A 17,369-nucleotide genomic window follows, 5' to 3' on the forward strand; every position below is an offset into this window, starting at 1 on the left:
TCTAGGGTATGTAGCGGAAGTATGCGGCTTTTTGGGGAGGCTCAGGGAAGCCCCGGATTTCAACTAGCCGTGGTGGAGGCTTGCCTTCCATAAGTAGTATCGCAAGATCGTTAAGCACATTTCGTGTTGTGGCGAACGTGTTATGATTTAGTCCGAACAGTTCATCTCCAATTAGACTGACATCAATCGTCCAAAGTCCAGGCAAAACAACTGGCCCGGCATCAGGTACATCTCCTGCGCGCGGGATACCTCCGGCAATACGCTTCGATAGCTGCAAGGCCTTGTCGTTCTTGGATGCGTAAAGTGTAAGCCCCTTAGTGACCTTTGCAACGCCGGAGATGTCTTGAACAAACATGTCTCGGTCCACATCGGGGGCGACCATAATCAACTGCGCGATAGCCGTGGGTGATCGTGTCGCGGCGCTATTTGATAGGGCCTCAACTGCGATCAAGTTCCCCATACTGTGAGCTATCACATCGATGTTGTCATATCCGGCTTTGTAAAGATCGTCGATCACGCGAAGAAAGGCCGTGCGCGAAGCCAACGCGCTTTCTTTGTCATAGAGATAGTCCGCGATATCCCCGCGAGACGGCCATGAGAATAAGATTGTGGTGCCTCTGAACTGAAGATCCCAAGTTATCTGCGCTGCCCGGAAGACGGCGTCGCGGAATTTGGTATTGAAGCCATGGACAAACACGAGAGCCTTTCTCTTCTTCGTTGACGCTAGCGTTTTTATCCATTTCGCTTCGTCTGTTTTCTCGATGCTGCGAATAGTAAAATGCTTCGTTGGGTCAAGTGTGTCTCTTCTCAACTTAAATCCGAAGAGCTTAAGGCTCGAGGGCAATTCTATGTTTCCGATGTGGTGTCCTTCAGGCACCCGGACGCGAACGATCCCGACACTCAGATCAGGGTTGCGCTCGCCTGTGTAGCCGCTGACAGCAGTCCAGCCGTTTAAGCTGTAGACAGGAGGTCCATCGCTTGTGAATGCGGGCTGGGGATGGCCTTCGACATCGGGGGGAGTGTCCGACTGTTTGCGGTTCGTTGCATAGAAAAACTCAACGATACGTGTGTCGATTTTGGAGTCTTGCGCTGCGTTTTCTAAGGATTTGTCCGTATCGTTAGCCCCACTCGCTGTACTTTGATTCCCTTTCTGAATTGCACCGCCTTGGATATCCGGGTCTATTTTAGTGCCGCCGGGTTTGATCGTCGGCTTGATCGGGGCTACTATCACATCAAAAGGCGCGCGCCATGGCTCATCATCTGCCAGCGTGATGGGCCTAAACCTCTCGATAGAAATCCGTTGAATTGAGTTGGGATCAGTGAGGAACTTCCAGTAACTCTCGTACTGTGTGTTCTGAATCAAAAAAGTCACGCTATTTGGTTCGCGCTCGCGCTCCGATGCCGATAGGCAGCCTCGTAGCCGGTCCGAAAAGCGAGCGTATCTCCCAACGAAATTTTTGGCAGCTTCCGGCTGAACAATTTCCGGCATTCGCTCTGGGGCCTTCCGCGAAAACGCTTCGCAAATCTGAAGGACGTCTCGCTCGGCGACGATCGGTTGCGCGTAGCTGCTCCCGAAGCCCGTTGCGAAAGCAATTGACCAAACAGCCAAGTATTTTAACCAATGCTGGGGCACGGCACTCCCCTAAGTCGCAGAGTTTCTCTTCGTCCGGTGGGGGCTCCCGTACCGCCAGCGGTCCCGCTCGGTCGTATGCAGTCGTCGTCGGACATCGGCTGTTGAGAGTTGGGAAGGTCGGGCCTCATTGCCGCGCTCCAGCAAAGGTGTTGCAGCTCTTCACCAATCCAGTTGCGTAACCGACATCGAACCAATGATGGCGCTGCGCAGCGCTGCCATGAGTGAACGAGTCAGGCACTACGTACCCCAAGGCACTTTTCTGCAGGGTGTCATTGCCCAGTGCTTCTGTCGTTCGAATTGCCGCTGCTATGTCGCTCGCGTTGATCTTCGCTTTCTCTTTAATTTTACGCGCCCAAATGCCGGCGAGACAATCGGCCTGCAACTCGAGAAGAACTTGTAACCGGTTTCTCTCCGCCTCCGTTTCCATGCTCTCTTGGAGCTGGCGCACTTTTGGCATAATTCCCAGCAAGTTCTGAACGTGATGTCCGATTTCGTGGGCTATCACATAGGCCTGAGGAAGTTGACAGTCGGCGCCGCTCGAATCGCAGGCATGAAGTTCAGTCTGCATCTCTTGGAAGAACGAAAGGTCGAGGTAGACCTTCTGATCATCAGGACAATAGAATGGTCCCATGATTTTCTCGGCTAATCCGCAGGCTGCGTAGGTGGCGCTTGTGTACAGGACGAGACGGGGTGGCCGATAAGTTAGGCGATCGGATGCGAAGATTGCCTGCCAGACCTCCTCCGTGCTGCCCAGAACTCGCGAAACGAAGAGATACATCTTGTCGCGCGGTGCACCGGTCTGGTCGCCCGACTTCGCTGGAAGCTCAGCATAATGCCACTCGGCTTGCGCGTCATCGCTACTCGTTGTTGCCGTGAATCCTTCACCGAATAGGCGAGCCCGCATGAAGCTGCCAACCTCGATCTGTTCAGTTTGAGCCACGCCATGACGTTGGAGCGGCTGGACGGTTATTGGCTCGTGATAGCCGACCGTCATTTCCGTCGGAGGAGTAAATACAACTGAACCCGGACCAATCTTGTCGACTTGGTTACGGAGGATGGCAGCGGGGTCTATCGGTGCTGGGCGAACTGCCCAGGCTAAGCCGCCTGTGCAAAGCGCCCAGACAGCAACAGCTATCGAAACAAGCGGTCCTTTGGGCATTGCCGGCCCCCGGCGCTCACGATCCGTGCGAAAAGAGCATTCCAGGGTTGTATGTTCAATGAAATGTTTCACACTTTGCGCGCGGCATAAGTGCACGCGGTCGGGCGCCGAATTGTTCCTCCGCGGACCTAAGCGCGTGGGCTACGATGCAAAGGCCCCAACCGCTTGGAGACTATCCGTTTTTTGACCGGACATTGGCGCGATGTCGACGCGGCCGTCATCGATGAAGCGCGTTGAGCCTTGCCAGCGCAAGAGGGTGTCGAGCGCTGGATGATGTGCGCGATGGTTAAAATCCGAAGAACTCACTTTGAGCACAATTGGTCCGCTGCGCTGTCTCGGAAGCGGACTTTCCATCCGGCCCTCTGTGAGTGCAAACCCTAGCTTGCGCCAAACGCCTTGAAGGTGATGATGGTGAGGGTGTCCTGGATGCCCGGCAGCACCTGCACCTTCTCGTTGATGAAGTGGCCGATGTCGGTGTCCTTGTCGACGTAGAACTTCACCAGCAAATCGTAATGGCCGGCCGTGGAGTAGATCTCGGAGGCGATCTCGGCTTCGGCAAGCGCGTTGGCGACCGTGTAGGACTGGCCGAGCTTGCATTTGATCTGGACGAAAAAAGGAACCATTGCAGTCACTCCGAAGCATATCTGGCGGCTAATAGGCCAAAACCGGCCGGATTTAGCAAGCGAACTTGCGGGCGACCGGGGTGCGCGCTAGGACGGGGCGATGGCCTCAAAAACGCGGAAAATCGCCCCATGACGACGCCTGTGGCGCTCACCATCGCCGGCTCCGATTCGAGCGGCGGCGCCGGCATCCAGGCCGACCTGAAGACCTTTGCCGCGTTCGGCGTCTATGGCGCCTCCGCCATCACGGCGCTGACGGCGCAGAACACAAAAGGCGTCACCGGCATCCACGCGGTGCCTGCCGACTTCGTCACCGCGCAGATCGATGCCGTGTTTTCCGATCTCGAGGTCGGCGCGGTGAAGATCGGCATGGTGGCGCAGGCCGCCAGCATCGATGCGATCGCAGCGGCGCTGTCGCGCTGGAAGCCGGGGCATATCGTGCTCGATCCCGTGATGGTCGCAACCTCGGGCGATCGCCTGCTCGCCGCGGAGGCCGTGGAAGCCCTGCGCAGGAAGCTGATGCCGCTGGCGTCGGTGATCACGCCCAACCTGCCCGAGGCCGCGGCTCTGCTCGACGAGCCCGTCGCGACACGCGAGGCCGAGATCGAGAGCCAGGGGCGCCGGCTGCTGGCGCTGGGCTGCCGCGCGGTCCTGATCAAGGGCGGGCACGGCGAGGGCGCCGAAAGCATCGACTATCTCGTCGAGGCCGAGAACACGATCGCGCTTGTGGCGCCGCGCGTCGCCACCCGCAACACCCACGGCACGGGGTGCTCGCTGTCCTCGGCCGTCGCGGCGGGGCTTGCCAGGGGCGAGGATCTCGCGCGGGCCGTGCGGAACGCCAAGGCCTGGATCAGCGCAGCGATCGCGGCCGCCGACCGCTTCAGCGTCGGCCACGGCCACGGGCCGATCCATCATTTCCACAAATTTTACTGATCCGGGCCGCGAGCGCACCGCCGGCGGCGCGCGGGACCGCTGCCGTTAACCTGTTCAGCCATCGGTTCCGGGGTCTTGCGGAGGCCGTTGCGGCGTCATGTCGCCTGATTGTCGCATGCGACTGATATTCGCGGGGCGGGCGAGGCGAGGTTTGATTCGTATCCGAGGGTGCCTCAAAGGTTCATTGGTCATCCCCCTGTCACGGGATATTGTTACAGGCTGTCGCATGGGAAGTTACGATGTGAGTGACGAGGGCCCTGAAAGGCGCTTTCGCACGTTGTTCATCTCCGACGTTCATCTCGGAGCCCGCGGTTCTCAAGCCGACCTTCTGCTCGACTTCCTTCGCTACCACGATGCCGATACGATCTATCTCGTCGGCGATATCGTCGACGGCTGGGCGCTGAAATCGAGCTGGCACTGGCCGCAGTCGCATAACGACCTGGTCCAGAAGCTGCTGCGCAAGGCGCGGAAGGGCGCCAAGGTCATCTACATTCCCGGCAATCACGACGAATTCCTGCGCAACTATTACGGCACGCATTTCGGCGGCATCGACGTGGTCGAGAACACCGTCCACACCGGCGTGGACGGCAAGCGCTACCTCGTCATCCACGGCGACATCTTCGATCTCGTGGTGCAGAACGCGCGCTGGCTCGCCCATCTCGGCGACAAGGCCTACGACTTCGCGATCCAGATGAATCGCTTCGTCAACTTCTTCCGGCGCATGTTCAAGGTGCCCTATTGGTCGCTGTCGCAATGGGCCAAGCAGAAGGTCAAGAACGCCGTCAACTATATCGGCGCGTTCGAGCAGGCGCTCGCCGCCGAAGCGCGGCGTCACGACGCCGACGGCGTGATCTGCGGCCACATCCACTATGCCGTGATCCGCGACGAGGCCGGCATCCGCTACATGAACTGCGGCGACTGGGTCGAGAGCTGCACGGCGCTGGTCGAGCATGACGACGGTCATTTCGAGATCATCACCTGGGCAGATCAGGCGCGGAAGCCGGCACAGGTCCCGCAGGTCGCAGCAAGGGCCGCTTGATGCGCATCCTGGTCGCGACCGACGCCTGGCACCCGCAAGTCAATGGTGTGGTTCGGACGCTGACCAAGCTCGCAGACGCCGCCAAGGGGCTCGGCGTCGAGTTCACGTTCCTGACGCCGCAATCGTTCCGCACCTTTGCGATGCCGAGCTACCGCGACGTGCGGCTCGCCATGCCGCGCCCGGCGCGAATCGCGAAGCTGATCGAAGAGGCGCGCCCCGACAGCATCCACATCGCGACGGAGGGGCCGATCGGCCTGATGGTCCGCCGCTACTGCCGCCAGCGCAAGCTGCCGTTCACGAGCAGCTTCCACACCCGCTTTCCCGAATATGTCCGCGCCCGCGTGCCGGTTCCGGAATCCCTGATCTGGCGGGCGCTGCGCCGATTTCACGCGCCCAGCCGCGCCGTGATGGCGGCGACGCCTGCGCTCGCCCGCGAGCTTGGTGAACGTGGCTTCGACAACGTCGTGCTGTGGCCGCGCGGCGTCGACACGAGCCTGTTCCACCCCCGTGGGATCGACCTCTGCCTGCCGGCGCCAGTGTTTCTCTCGGTCGGCCGGATCGCGGTGGAGAAGAATCTCGAGGCGTTTCTCGATCTCGATCTGCCCGGCACCAAGGTGATCGTCGGCGACGGCCCGGCGCGGGTCGCGCTGGAAGAAGCCTATCCGGATGCGATCTTCCTGGGCGAGAAGCACGGCGAGGCGCTGGCGGCAATCTATGCTGCGGCCGACGTGTTCGTGTTCCCCAGCAAGACCGACACGTTCGGCCTGGTCCTGCTGGAAGCGCTCGCCAGCGGCCTGCCGGTCGCGGCCTTCCCGGTGAAGGGCCCTCGCGACGTGATCGGCGATGCACCGGTCGGCGCCCTCGATCATGATCTGCGCAACGCCTGCTTCGCGGCGCTCGACGTCTCCCGGCAGGACTGCGTCGAATTCGCCGCCAATTACACCTGGGAGGCCTCGGCGAGGGCGTTTGTGGACAGCATCAAGGCGGTTGGCGCGGTGCTTCCTGGCAGGAATGGGGCGGAGCCGGTTAGTTTCGTAGCCTGAAAACCAAGGTTCATCGCGCGCAGGTGTCTTGCCCCGCGCCTCGTCCGGCGCGATAACATCAGGCATGACCGAACATCTCCTCCCAATCGGCCCTGCCGATATCGAAGCAGCAGCACGCGTGATCGCGCCCTTCGCCATCCGCACCCCGCTGTTGTCCTTTCCCGTGCTCAACGAGCGCGTCGGCGCAAAGGTCTTCCTGAAGCCGGAGATGCTCCAGCGCACCGGCTCCTTCAAGTTCCGCGGCGCCTTCAACAAGGTCGCCTCGATCCCGCAGGACAAGCGCGCCGGCGGCGTCGTCGCGTTCTCGTCCGGCAACCACGCCCAGGGCGTCGCGGCGGCTGCAAAGATCCTCGACATGCATGCGACCATCGTGATGCCCGCGGATGCGCCGCTGTCGAAGCGCGAGCGCACCAAATCCTATGGCGCCGAGGTCGTGCTGTATGATCGCGACCGCGACGACCGCGAGGCGATCTCGCGCGGCATCGCCGAGAAGCGCGGCGCGACATTGGTCAGGCCCTATGACGATCCGTTCGTGATCGCGGGGCAGGGCACCGCAGGTCGTGAGATCGCCGAGGACATGGCTGCGCTCGCCCTCAGTCCCGACATCGTGGTGGCACCGGCCTCCGGCGGCGGCCTGATCGCGGGCGTCGCCACGGCCGTCAAGGCGCGCTATCCGCTCGCCGAGATCGTGGTGGCCGAGCCCGAGGCGTTCGACGATCACGGCATTTCGCTGACCGCCGGCCACCGCGAGCCGCATGGGCCTGCGGGCCGCACCATCTGCGATGCGCTGATGGCCCTGATCCCCGGCGAGATGACCTTTGCGATCAACAGCAAGCTCTTGGCGCGCGGCGTGACTGCATCTGACAAGGAAGTCGGCGCGGCGGTGGCGTTTGCCTATCGCGAGCTGAAGCTCGTGGTCGAGCCGGGAGGTGCGGTGGGCCTTGCCGCGTTGCTGGCGGGACGTCTCGACGTCGCCGGGAAGAACGTCGTCATCGTGCTCTCCGGCGGCAATGTCGATGCGGATCTGTTTGCCGAGCTGGTGGCCTGATCTTCTGAGATTTTGACACGACGAAGGGGCAGGGCGTTGCCGCTCTGCCCCTTCTTCGTTTCGCTTGTGGCGATCAGTGCATGAAGCCGCCGCGGCGATTGTTGCCGCCATTATTCGTGCTCGGCGCCTGGTTCATCGACTGGCGGAAGTTGTTGCCGCCGTTGTTGACCATGCGGTTCGTTCTGTTGAACTGCGGGCGGTTGTTCTGCTGGTTGTTCTGGACCTGCACTTTGTTCACCGGATTGTTGTTGAGCTTCACGCCGTTGTTGACGCGGATCGGGTTGTTCTGCGTCTGAACGACCGGCTTCGTATCGACAGTCGAGCCGCCCTTGCCGACATTCACCGGCATACTCACGATCTTGCCAGGAGTGCCGTTGGTCGTGCCGTTGGCAGTGCCGGTATTGTTGCTGCGGCCGTTCTGCGTTGTGTTGGTCGCGGGCAGGGTGACGATCTTGCCAATGCCGCCATTGTTGGTCGCGTTGGTCGGCGCAGGCAGGGTGATGATCTTGCCCGGGGTCTGCGACGGCGTTCCGTTCGGCTGGTTCGGCTGATTGTTGCCGGCCGGCAGGTTGACGATCTGGCCGCCATTGCCGAGCTTGCCGATGACGTTGCTGTCGATCGGCTTCTGCACGACCGGCAGATTGCCATTCATCTGCCCACCGCCATTGCCCTGCTGCATCAGCGGCATGTATTTGGGCTGGCCGAGATTGCCGACCTTGAACGTCGGAGCAATGTTCTGCGGCGCCAGGAACTTGGTCGCCTGCATCAGGGGGATCAGCTTCGGCTGGGTCTGGAGCTTCAGCGCGGATTGCGCATAGGGGCTGTTGCCGTAGCTGTCGTAGAAGCTCTTGTAACCGAGCGGGGAGTTCGCGAGCACCGCCTTGTGCCAGGCCTGCGTGATCAGCAGGTTCGAGAGCAGCCAGCGGATGTGGTCGCATAGCGGGTCATGCGGGTACACCTGGATGAACTCCTGATAGTACTCCGGCCGTCCCTCGGACACGACGTAGTCATAGGCCTGGCGCGTCGAACGGCTCGGCAGGTTGGCGGCCACCTGCACGACAGGCGCATTCACCGGCGCGCGGTTGGCGGCGACAGCGGTGTCGCCGAAGAAGGTGAAGTCCGAGGTCAGCGACGAGCTTTCCCACGGGATCTGCGCGCCGCTGGTGGTCTGGTTCACTTCGAGGCGCACGCGCTTGAACAGCTGCTCGATCGGCACGTTGGGTTCGCGCGCGACGTTGAGGAAGGCCTGGGTATAGGGGCTGTGGCCGTTGGTGCCGTCCTGTGCTTCCGCACCCGGCGCGGTCGAGTAGCCGACGATCGAGCCGTTCGGCGCATCGACGATGGCGAGGCCGCGGCCGGCGTCGTTGACATCAGGGAACGGATTGTTGCGGCAGGCATCGAGGATGACGATGCGCATGCGGCTCGGGATCGTCTCCAGCGTCGACATCACGTCGACGAGGCGCACCGAGTTGCTCACGAGCTCGGTGGGGTTCGAAACTTTCGCATCGACGGGGACGAGATAGTTCTCGCCGGCGAGCTGCACGCCGTGACCGGCGTAGTAGACCATGGCGACAGTGTTCGGACCCCGCGCGGAAACCTTGGCGGAAAAGTCCTGGACGACGCGGAGCATGTCGTTCTGGGTCAGGTCGGTCGCGGCAACCACCTCGAAGCCGGCGGAGTTCAGGAACTGCGCCATCGACTGCGCGTCATTGTCGGGGTTTTGGAGCTGCGGCGCGTTCTTGTAGTTGGAATTGCCGATCACCAGCGCGAGCCGCTGCTCCGGCCCTTGCAGCGCGGCGGGGGCAGGCTGGACCGGGGCGACTTGCGCGGAAGCAGGGCCGCAGGCGAAGCCGAACAGGCTTCCCACGAGGCCAGCCGTCATCAGGAAAGGCTTTAGGCGGGACATGGCGTGCTCCTCTGGCACTCATCTCGATGCGAGATTGGTTGCGAGGAAGCCTGGTCGCGTTCGAGCCCGTGGTCCGTGATCGCAATCACCATGATGAGCTGCGTGATCTGAATCACGCTTGGAACCTGCTATGGTGAACGGCCGATGACCGGCCGCGCCGGTTCGGCCCGCGAAAGACCCGCTCTACGATTTCGATCCCGATCCGGTGCGCGTGATGGCGCCGGTCGACGATCCCGATTGCGTCCCCGACGTGCAGCGCGCGGTGCTGGCGGAGATCGAACGCGCGGCCGGCGGCGCCGTCAGCCCCGGCAAGCTCTCGCGCTCGGAATTCTATCGCGCGGCATCGGCGGGGTTCGGTGTCGTGCAGGTCGGCGACAGCAGGGGCTATGGCTGCTTCCTGATCCGCAAGGGCGTGATCTAGAGCCCCTTCCGATGGGATCGGAACGGGGCTCCAGATTCTTGTTTGACGCGTTTTCTTGACGCGAACCGGTATCCACTTCTTCGCTTGAAAACGCGCTAGCCGCGACCGATGAGATGGATCGCCGAACGCCAGGCGTGCTGCGACAACGCCTCGAGGTTGCGAACCGCCTCGACGCGAAGGAGGGCAGAGTCTGCGGTCAGTGTTCCATTGGCCACCGCACCAAGCGTCGCGCTGCGGTGGATGCGCAGCATTTCACGGAGTTGTGTCGTACAACGCTCGAACTCGGCGATGGCCTCGTCGGGCGGGTCGGCGCGGGGACCAGCCAAGATGTCGCCGGCATGCGAGGCGGGCGCGAAGTGCGTCGATCCGCGGGGCGGCGCCGCGACGCCGCGCGCAATCGCGGCGGCGCTCCGCATGACCTCGGCACATAGCTCTCCGGCGCGGATGTCCTCCGGCCCGCCTGCCACCGAGCCGAAATTGTTTCCTCCACTTGCGAGGTCCGTCAGTCGAGATGCGTGGTCGAGTGCGTGCAGCGTGCTCGTGAGACGCCGTTGCTCGTCGTCGGTGTCGGGTGGCCCGGCCACATCCGACAGGAATATTTGCGCCTGGCTCACGGCATCGGCCGCTTCCTGCACGGAGACGGTGTCCTTTCCCAGCCGTATCGGTGCAGCGCGGGCCGCCAGTTTCGCCTCGACCGAACCGCACACCGTCAGGAGCACGCGCGCGATCGTGCGCCGTACCGCCTCGACGGCCACGATCGGGGTCTCAAGCGCCGAAGGATCGAGACATCGCGTCAGCGGCGAGCCGCGCTCGGGCAGGATCCGTTCGACCAGCCGCGTAAACGGGTTGATCAGCGGGAGCAGGACCGCGACGCCGACGACGTTGAAGGCTGTGTGGTACCCGGCCAGCAGCGTGACGCCGTCGATCGTGTCCGAGGCGCGCAGCAGCAAGGGCGTTACGACGGGAAAAGCTACCAGCGCGATGAGCGCGGCGATCAGCTTGAAAAGAACGTAGGCGATGGCCAACCGCTTCGCGGTGGCGCTCGCGCCGATCGCGGCGAGCGCGGAACTCGTCGCCGTTCCGATGTTCTGGCCGATGATCAACGCGCAGGCCTGGTCCAACCCGATTGCGCCTGCGAAATAGCCGGACAAGGTCACTGCGATGGCGGCCGTCGACGATTGCATCAGCGCGGTCATGACCAATCCGATCACCACCAGCGCCAGCACGCCGAGCAGGCCCGACCACCATGACGTCCCGGGACTGCCGAGGACCGCGGGCAGGTCCGCCGGGTGCAAACGTTCCGCCAGCCCGCCCATGCCCTGCTGCAGGGTCGTCAGCCCGAACAGCACGAGTCCAAATCCCGCGAGCGCGGCACCGGCGCCGGAAACTCGCCCTCGGCCGAGAAGCTTGGTCAACGCGCCGACGAAGATCATCGGCAACGCCGCGGCCGTTAGCGAGACACGGACGCCGATCAGCGCGACCAGCCAGCCGGTCCCCGTGGTGCCGATATTCGCGCCGAAGACCAGGCTCAACCCTTGCTGGAACGTCAGCAGGCCGGCGCTGACAAGACCGATCGTCGTCATCGTCGTCGCGCTGGAGGACTGCACCAGCAGCGTGACGATGGCTCCCCAAAATGAGCCAAGCAGCGGCGTCGATGCCGCCTTGCCGAGCACCCCGCGCAGCGCGGAGCCGGCCAGCGTCTTCAGGCCCTCCGTCATCACGGTCATGCCGAGCAGGAAGAGACCTACCCCGCCGAGCGTCGAGATCGCCGTGGACATGCATGCTCCTCGCGACAATGCACCACGAATAGCGAAGCAGACAGTACAGCAACAAAGCCCCGATGGGTCGGATCAATCGTTACGCGATCGTCTGCCATCACCCCACTCGGGAGGGGCATCGTCAGCCGCGGGAGGTCATCAGATCGGAAGGCCAGCCGATCCGGACGAGAAGGCCGTCAGGTCCGTTGATGCCGACCTCATACATCCCCCATTCGCGGTGGCGCAGCACGCCGCCCGGCCGGATGATCAGATCGTCCACGCGTGCGGCAATGGCCTCGACGTCGGGCGTGCGAATGAAGACGCCGAAGGGATTGTGCTCGGGCACGCGCCACGGGCCATCGCCGGCTTGCGTGAGATGCACCTCGCAGCCCCACCCCCTCATGATCACGTAGCCGGCGTCACCGCCCGCGCGCGTGAAGCCAAGACGCTCCCAGAACGGTATAGCAGCGGCAAGATCGTTACTCGGAATGATGGCGAAGGCGCCGACGGGCGGGGTTTGAGGCATTCGCTCGCTCCGGAATAAGCGGTTGTCCGCGCAGCTCTCATGCTGCTTTTTCAAGCTTATCGGGAGAGCACGGTGAATCGAAGCGGCGAAAAGTCTCGCACTCGAATTTGAGTGGCCTGTCAGCTCCCGACTGTCTATGGTCGGTTCATGTCTCGCCTTATGTGTCTATCCGTTGCTGTCATCCTGTCTCTGCTGCCGGCCGTCGCGCCCGCTGAGCCCGTTCAAAAGCGTCCTAAGCAGGCTTGGCATGGCTACGGCTTCCTGCCGGGCTATCGCCAGCCGCTGAGCAACAGCATTCCGCTCTACAAGCAGAAGGAGGCGATGCGCCGCATGTCGCGGAGCGATCGTCGCCATTGGTATATCGACCCGGTTCCCCAATATTACGGCTGGGACGGCGAATGGCGCTATTTCGGCCGGCCCGGCTTCGGCGGCGGCCGCTACAATGGCGGCAGCTTCGGGCCGTGCTGGACGCGGACCCCGATCGGCGCGGTCTGGAACTGCGGGTGAGCGGCCTCACATCGATTCGCGGAACGCTTCGCGCGACAGATTTCAATCGTAACCGAATCCGGTTCGGCTGAAACCAAGCCGTCTTTCCGGTGTCCTAGCTCTTGTCCGGACCTTGCGGGTTCGGATGGAGTTATTGGCATGAATGATCGGTTCAAGGACAAAGTCGTCATCGTTACGGGCGCCGGCAGCGGCGCCGCAGCCGCAAGGCGCTTTCACGGCGAAGGCGCCATTGTCGTGCTCAACGGACGGCGCGAGTTCAAATTGGCCGAAGTCGGTGCAGAGCTAGGCACCGATCGCTGCATGATCCGATCCGGCGACGTCTCGATCGCCGAAGACGTCGAGAGTCTGGTCGCCAACGTGGTGCAGCGCTTCGGGAGGATCGACATCCTCGTCAACTGATCGGTTTCCTGGGCTCGCCGATCCAGCTGTGGCGAGACGTCTTCGCGGTCAATGTCGACGGTGTCCTCTACATGACGCGTGCGGCGCTTCCGCACCTGATCGAAAGCGGCGGCTCGATCGTCAACGTGTCGTCTCTCAGCGGGCTTGGCGGTGACCGGGGCGTGAGCTTCTACAACGCCACGAAGGGTGCCGTCAGCAATCTTACACGCAGCCTCGCGCTCGAATTTGGCCCGAGAGGCGTGCGCATCAATGCGGTGTGCCCATCATTGACCCTCACCGACCTGACGAGGCCGATCATGGAGCAATATCCGGAATTGTTCGTGAAGCTGGTGGAACGTATCCCCCTGGGGCGCGGAGCCCGGTCCGAGGAAGTCGCGAGCGTCATCGCATTTCTCGCAAGCGACGACGCCAGCTTCGTGAATGGGGTGAACCTTCCAGTCGACGGCGGCGTCGACGCATCAACCGGGCAGGCCCCCTTCGCGTAGCGCGGCTAGGTTTGCGAGAGCACCCGTGCAGCAGCCTGGGTCCCGGCTCTGCGCCGCAACTGCCTACGCGTTGCAGCTTGCCGGGACACGAGAGAGGGTGCGGTGATTCACCCTGCTCCGTCATTGCGAGCGCAGCGAAGCAATCCAGAATCTCTCCGCGGAAAGACTCTGGATTGCTTCGCTGCGCTCGCAATGACGATTTGGAGAGCGCGCGCCCCTTACGAGAAGAACGCGATCTTCTCGGCCTGGGTCATGCGGCGGATTGGCGCCATGGGGTCGTTGGCCGCCGCGCGGGGCTTTTGCAGGATGCCACTGGCGAGGATGGTGGCGCCGAGCGAGGGCTCGGGCAGGGACGCGGACAAGGGCGAGGGCATCGGAAGCGTCGCGGTCGGCGCCGCACCGAATGTCGCGGCGGCTGCCATGGCCGGGGCCGGCTGCTCCATCACTTCGGCGGCGGCCTCCGCAATGGCGTCGGTGAGGCGCGCAAGCGAGTCCATCGCGATCGGCGCGTCTTCGGCGGGCTCCTCCGCGGCTGCGGTGGCGGCCGGCTCGGCTGCGACCGGCTCCGGAAGCTCTGCGGCAATGGGCGCTGCGACCTCCGCAGCCATCGGCTCCGGAATGGCCGCTTCCAGCTCGACCGGTTCGGTGATCTCGTCGAACTCCGGATCGGGCGCGGCCATTTCCAGCGCGATGGCATCGAGTATGGCTTCGTCCTCGGCTTCCGCGGCGGCGTCGAGCGAGACCCCGTCAGTCACCTCAGTGAAAGCGGCGGCCTCTGCGACCTCCTCTTCGGGTCCGACGTGATTGCCGGCGATGAACTCCGGCTCGATGGCGACGTCCATTGCCTCCTCGCCAACGGCGAGTGCTTCGACGGCGCCGGCCGCCTCGACCGCTACCTCGGGCGCGGGAGTCGCTGCGATGTCCTGCGGCGCCTCCGTAAGAGCCACGGGTGCTTCGGTGGCCATCACGGCAGGCGCAGCCTCTGCGACGGGCGCTTCCTGCACCGGCGCAGGTGCGGAATGCGCCGCCGCTTGCGGCGCTGTGTCGCCGTCACCATCGAGCTGCTCGACCCGATCCCTGAGCAGATCGAATGCAGCCTTGAGCTCGACGCGGGGGTCGACGGTCGATAGCTGCCCGCAAGCGGCCTCGATGGAGGCGAGCTGCGAATCAATGAGGTCGCAGATTCGCCCGTCGGCGCCGATCTCGCGCCAGCGCCAGGAGATCTCCTTGATGATGCGCACGCCGCGCGGAATCGGCGCGAGGCTGGCTTCGATCGCCGCGGGATCGAAGGCGGCGATCGCGATCGTCTCGGCTTCGCGGATGGCGCGGCGGATCTCGACCAGCGCCTCGGGCAAGCGATCCTCGACGACCGGTTGTCGCTGTGCCGCAAGGGTTTCTTCGATTTTCGCGACCGCATCGAGCACCATGCGGGTATCCGCATTGCGGTTGCGCTTGGCATATTCGCCGAGGAACCAGCGGCCGCGCGCGGTCTCCATGAAGGCTTCGCGGATCGCGTCGTAATCCTGCTCGTTCGGCTCGGCCGCACGGGCAGACATAGGCGAGAGGGCGAATGCTTCGTTGGCCATGACAATCTCGTCGCGCAAATCACTACGCGTTACTGTAACGATCACCACGATATCGACCGAATCGCAATTGGTTTGATGGCAGGCGAATCACAAATCCCCACGCAAGCTGCCGTGAAGCGGCGATTCGCCGTGAGCCTGGCGCTGTTCTATTCGGCGGTCTTCGCGGTGTCGGGCACGCATCTGCCGTTCTTTCCGCTCTGGCTGAAGGCGATCGGCATCGACGCAAGCTGGATCGGCCTCATCAACGCGCTGCCGGCGATCACGCGCTTCACCACGCTGCCGCAGATCACCGCCCTTGCCGAAAGGCGACATGCCATTCGCGCCGGCATGATGGTGTCGGTGCTGGCAACCGCGATCGGGTTCACGGCGGTCGGCCTGCAGCAGCAGCCGCTGGCGCTGTTCCTGATCTATGCGCTGACCTGCATGATGTGGACGCCGACGACCCCGCTGACCGATGCCTATGCGCTGCGCGGCGTCGCCCGCTACGGGCTCGATTACGGACCGTTGCGACTGTGGGGTTCGGCGGCCTTCGCCGCGGGCTCGCTCGCCTGCGGCTTTCTCGTCGACCACATCGCTGCGCGCGATCTGATCTGGATCATCGTCGCGTGGGCCGTCGTTGCGGTCGCCGCCAGCCTGCTGCTGCAGCCGCTCGACGATGTCAGGCGGAGGACGACGGAGACGCATGCCGGCAAGGCCTTGCTGCGCGATGGCGGCTTCTGGGCCGTCATCGCGTCGGCCGCGCTGATCCAGGGCAGCCACGTCGCCTACTACACGTTCTCGGCCATCAACTGGCAGCTCCACGGCTTCGGCGGGCTGACGATCGCGGGCCTCTGGACGCTGGGTGTGATCGCCGAGATCGTCGTCTTCGCGCTGTCGCCGCGGTTCTCGCTGTATCCGTCCACGCTGATCGCGATCGGCGGCGTGAGCGCCGTGGTGCGCTGGATCGTCACCGCGCAGGAGCCGCCGCTGGCGCTGCTCGTGATCGTGCAGCTCGGCCACGGCCTCACCTTCGGCATGACCATCGTCGGCACCATGAATCTGCTGGTGCAGCGCGTGCCATCGCGTCAGATCGCGCGGGGGCAGGGCTATTACGCCGCGTGCAACGGCCTGCTGGGTGCGACGACTTCGATCGCGTCAGGTGCGATCTACGCCCGCATCGGCGACAGCCTGTATTACGTGATGGCCGCGATGGCCGCAGCCGGCGCGCTGGTGATCTGGTCGGCGCGGCATCGCCTCAAGGCTCATCCCCAGAGCGAGGAGGCGGGCGGATAGACCAGACTGTCGTCGTAGCGCAGCCCGTGCTCGCGGTCGCGCGCGAGCAGTAGCGGGCCGTCGAGATCGACGAAGCGCGCCTGCGGCGTTACCAGCATTGCGGGGGCCATCGACAGCGAGGTCGCGACCATGCAGCCGATCATGATCTCGAAGCCGAGCGCCTGCGCCGCATCAGCCATCGCGAGCGCCTCGGTGAGCCCGCCGGTCTTGTCGAGCTTGATGTTCACGGCGTCGTAGCGCTCGCGGAGCGGCGCCAGCGATTTGCGGTCATGCACGCTCTCGTCGGCGCAGACCGCGAGCGGCCGCTTGATCCGCGCCAGCGCGCCATCCCTCCCGGCCGGCAGCGGCTGCTCGACCAGGGTGACGCCGACGGCGTCGCAGGCGGCGAGATTCTGCTCCAGATTGGCCTCGGTCCAGGCCTCGTTGGCATCCACGATCAGCTCGGATTCGGGGGCGGCCTTGCGAACCGCCGCGATCCGCTCCGGATCGCCGTCGCCGCCGAGCTTGATCTTGAGCAGGGGCCGGTGCGCCGCCCTGGCGGTCGCCGCCGCCATCGCCTCGGGGGTGCCCAACGAAATCGTGAAGGCGGTGGTGCGCTCGCCCGGCACCGGGCGGTCCAGCAGGTTCCAGGCCCGCAGGCCGGTCGCCTTGGCCTCGAGGTCGATCAGGGCGCAATCCAGCGCGTTGCGGGCCGCTCCGGGCGGCATGGCGGCTTGCAGGGCCTCCCGCGAGAGGCCGCCCGCGACGGCCGCCTGCATGGCCTCGATGGCGGCAAGGGTTGCCTCGGGGGTCTCGCCATAGCGGGGATAGGGGACGCATTCGCCGCGGCCGGTGAGGCCGTTCCGGCTGACTCCGGCCACGACGGTCACGGCCTCGGTCTTGGCGCCCCGGTTGATGGTGAAACTGCCGGCGATGGGAAATCGCTCGATTCGCGCCGCGAGGGCCGGAACTTTGCTGGAAGTCATTTTGAACTCTGGCGAAATCTGAACCTGCTAGTTACCTCTAGCAACTAACATTAACCAGTTGGGGATACCT

Annotated in this window: 17 protein-coding genes; 9 read left to right on the forward strand and 8 right to left on the reverse strand. The window is 63.8% G+C overall.

Annotated features, from left to right (window positions below; translation table 11 throughout):
- Position 1: 1 nt before the first annotated feature.
- The 3 genes from AB7531_RS14465 to AB7531_RS14475 all read right to left on the reverse strand — a co-directional run bounded on the left by AB7531_RS14465 (position 2) and on the right by AB7531_RS14475 (position 3,415).
- Positions 2-1,633: an alpha/beta hydrolase gene (locus AB7531_RS14465; RefSeq protein WP_187388005.1), complete on the reverse strand. Its 1,632-nt coding sequence runs from the start codon at positions 1,631-1,633 to the stop codon at positions 2-4.
- 124 nt (positions 1,634-1,757) lie between these two features.
- The gene (ypfJ, locus tag AB7531_RS14470; RefSeq protein WP_245328612.1) at positions 1,758-2,792 is read right to left on the reverse strand and encodes a KPN_02809 family neutral zinc metallopeptidase; all 1,035 of its coding nucleotides are present in this window, start codon (positions 2,790-2,792) and stop codon (positions 1,758-1,760) included.
- Positions 2,793-3,169: 377 nt separating this feature from the next.
- Positions 3,170-3,415 carry an Lrp/AsnC ligand binding domain-containing protein gene (locus AB7531_RS14475; protein ID WP_014493934.1) on the reverse strand — a complete coding sequence of 82 codons (246 nt, stop codon included), beginning with the start codon at positions 3,413-3,415 and terminating at the stop codon, positions 3,170-3,172.
- Positions 3,416-3,544: 129 nt separating this feature from the next.
- Between AB7531_RS14475 and thiD the strand changes: the two genes are divergently transcribed.
- The 4 genes from thiD to AB7531_RS14495 all read left to right on the forward strand — a co-directional run bounded on the left by thiD (position 3,545) and on the right by AB7531_RS14495 (position 7,475).
- A complete protein-coding gene (thiD, locus tag AB7531_RS14480) occupies positions 3,545-4,345 on the forward strand; it encodes a bifunctional hydroxymethylpyrimidine kinase/phosphomethylpyrimidine kinase (protein ID WP_063982219.1) in 801 nt (266 codons plus the stop codon).
- 226 nt (positions 4,346-4,571) lie between these two features.
- Positions 4,572-5,384 (forward strand): UDP-2,3-diacylglucosamine diphosphatase, encoded by an 813-nt coding sequence (locus AB7531_RS14485; protein ID WP_063982220.1) that lies wholly within the window; start codon positions 4,572-4,574, stop codon positions 5,382-5,384.
- Entirely contained in the window at positions 5,384-6,427 is a 1,044-nt protein-coding gene (locus AB7531_RS14490; RefSeq protein ID WP_063982221.1) for a glycosyltransferase family 4 protein, read from the forward strand. Before AB7531_RS14485 ends, AB7531_RS14490 begins: the two co-directional genes overlap by 1 nt.
- 64 nt (positions 6,428-6,491) lie before the next feature.
- A complete protein-coding gene (locus AB7531_RS14495) occupies positions 6,492-7,475 on the forward strand; it encodes a threonine/serine dehydratase (RefSeq protein WP_063982222.1) in 984 nt (327 codons plus the stop codon).
- 73 nt (positions 7,476-7,548) lie between these two features.
- Here the strand turns inward: AB7531_RS14495 and AB7531_RS14500 are convergent, their stop codons facing one another.
- Positions 7,549-9,381: a caspase family protein gene (locus AB7531_RS14500; RefSeq protein ID WP_063982223.1), complete on the reverse strand. Its 1,833-nt coding sequence runs from the start codon at positions 9,379-9,381 to the stop codon at positions 7,549-7,551.
- Between the two features lie 205 nt (positions 9,382-9,586).
- On the opposite strand from AB7531_RS14500, the gene AB7531_RS14505 reads away from it, so the two are divergent.
- Complete coding sequence (locus AB7531_RS14505; protein ID WP_371497739.1) at positions 9,587-9,802, forward strand: RbsD/FucU domain-containing protein; 216 nt, start codon at positions 9,587-9,589, stop codon at positions 9,800-9,802.
- Between the two features lie 95 nt (positions 9,803-9,897).
- On the opposite strand, the gene AB7531_RS14510 is transcribed toward AB7531_RS14505, so the two are convergent.
- Both AB7531_RS14510 and AB7531_RS14515 read right to left on the reverse strand, forming a co-directional pair.
- On the reverse strand, positions 9,898-11,580 hold the full coding sequence (locus AB7531_RS14510) for a Na/Pi cotransporter family protein (RefSeq protein ID WP_063982224.1): 1,683 nt from the start codon (positions 11,578-11,580) through the stop codon (positions 9,898-9,900).
- A 121-nt stretch (positions 11,581-11,701) separates the two neighbouring features.
- Positions 11,702-12,085 carry a VOC family protein gene (locus AB7531_RS14515; RefSeq protein WP_063986236.1) on the reverse strand — a complete coding sequence of 128 codons (384 nt, stop codon included), beginning with the start codon at positions 12,083-12,085 and terminating at the stop codon, positions 11,702-11,704.
- A 147-nt stretch (positions 12,086-12,232) separates the two neighbouring features.
- Here AB7531_RS14515 and AB7531_RS14520 point away from each other — a divergent pair, with 147 nt between their 5' ends.
- The 3 genes from AB7531_RS14520 to AB7531_RS14530 all read left to right on the forward strand — a co-directional run bounded on the left by AB7531_RS14520 (position 12,233) and on the right by AB7531_RS14530 (position 13,476).
- Entirely contained in the window at positions 12,233-12,592 is a 360-nt protein-coding gene (locus tag AB7531_RS14520; protein WP_063982225.1) for a hypothetical protein, read from the forward strand.
- Between the two features lie 138 nt (positions 12,593-12,730).
- Entirely contained in the window at positions 12,731-12,991 is a 261-nt protein-coding gene (locus tag AB7531_RS14525) for an SDR family NAD(P)-dependent oxidoreductase (protein ID WP_256376478.1), read from the forward strand.
- Between the two features lie 71 nt (positions 12,992-13,062).
- A complete protein-coding gene (locus AB7531_RS14530; protein WP_256376479.1) occupies positions 13,063-13,476 on the forward strand; it encodes an SDR family NAD(P)-dependent oxidoreductase in 414 nt (137 codons plus the stop codon).
- A gap of 218 nt (positions 13,477-13,694) precedes the next feature.
- On the opposite strand, the gene AB7531_RS14535 is transcribed toward AB7531_RS14530, so the two are convergent.
- Positions 13,695-15,062, reverse strand: coding sequence for a hypothetical protein (locus tag AB7531_RS14535; protein ID WP_063986237.1), 1,368 nt, complete (start codon positions 15,060-15,062; stop codon positions 13,695-13,697).
- 75 nt (positions 15,063-15,137) lie between these two features.
- Between AB7531_RS14535 and AB7531_RS14540 the strand changes: the two genes are divergently transcribed.
- A complete protein-coding gene (locus AB7531_RS14540) occupies positions 15,138-16,334 on the forward strand; it encodes an MFS transporter (protein ID WP_441279976.1) in 1,197 nt (398 codons plus the stop codon).
- On the opposite strand, the gene dgcA is transcribed toward AB7531_RS14540, so the two are convergent.
- Positions 16,304-17,299, reverse strand: a complete 996-nt coding sequence (gene dgcA / locus AB7531_RS14545; protein WP_441279977.1) for an N-acetyl-D-Glu racemase DgcA — start codon at positions 17,297-17,299, stop codon at positions 16,304-16,306. The genes AB7531_RS14540 and dgcA overlap by 31 nt on opposite strands.
- Positions 17,300-17,369: the final 70 nt, after the last annotated feature.

This window comes from Bradyrhizobium sp. 63_E2_N1_3, from assembly GCF_052076005.1.
In the GTDB taxonomy this organism is placed as follows: Bacteria; Pseudomonadota; Alphaproteobacteria; order Rhizobiales; family Xanthobacteraceae; genus Bradyrhizobium; species Bradyrhizobium barranii.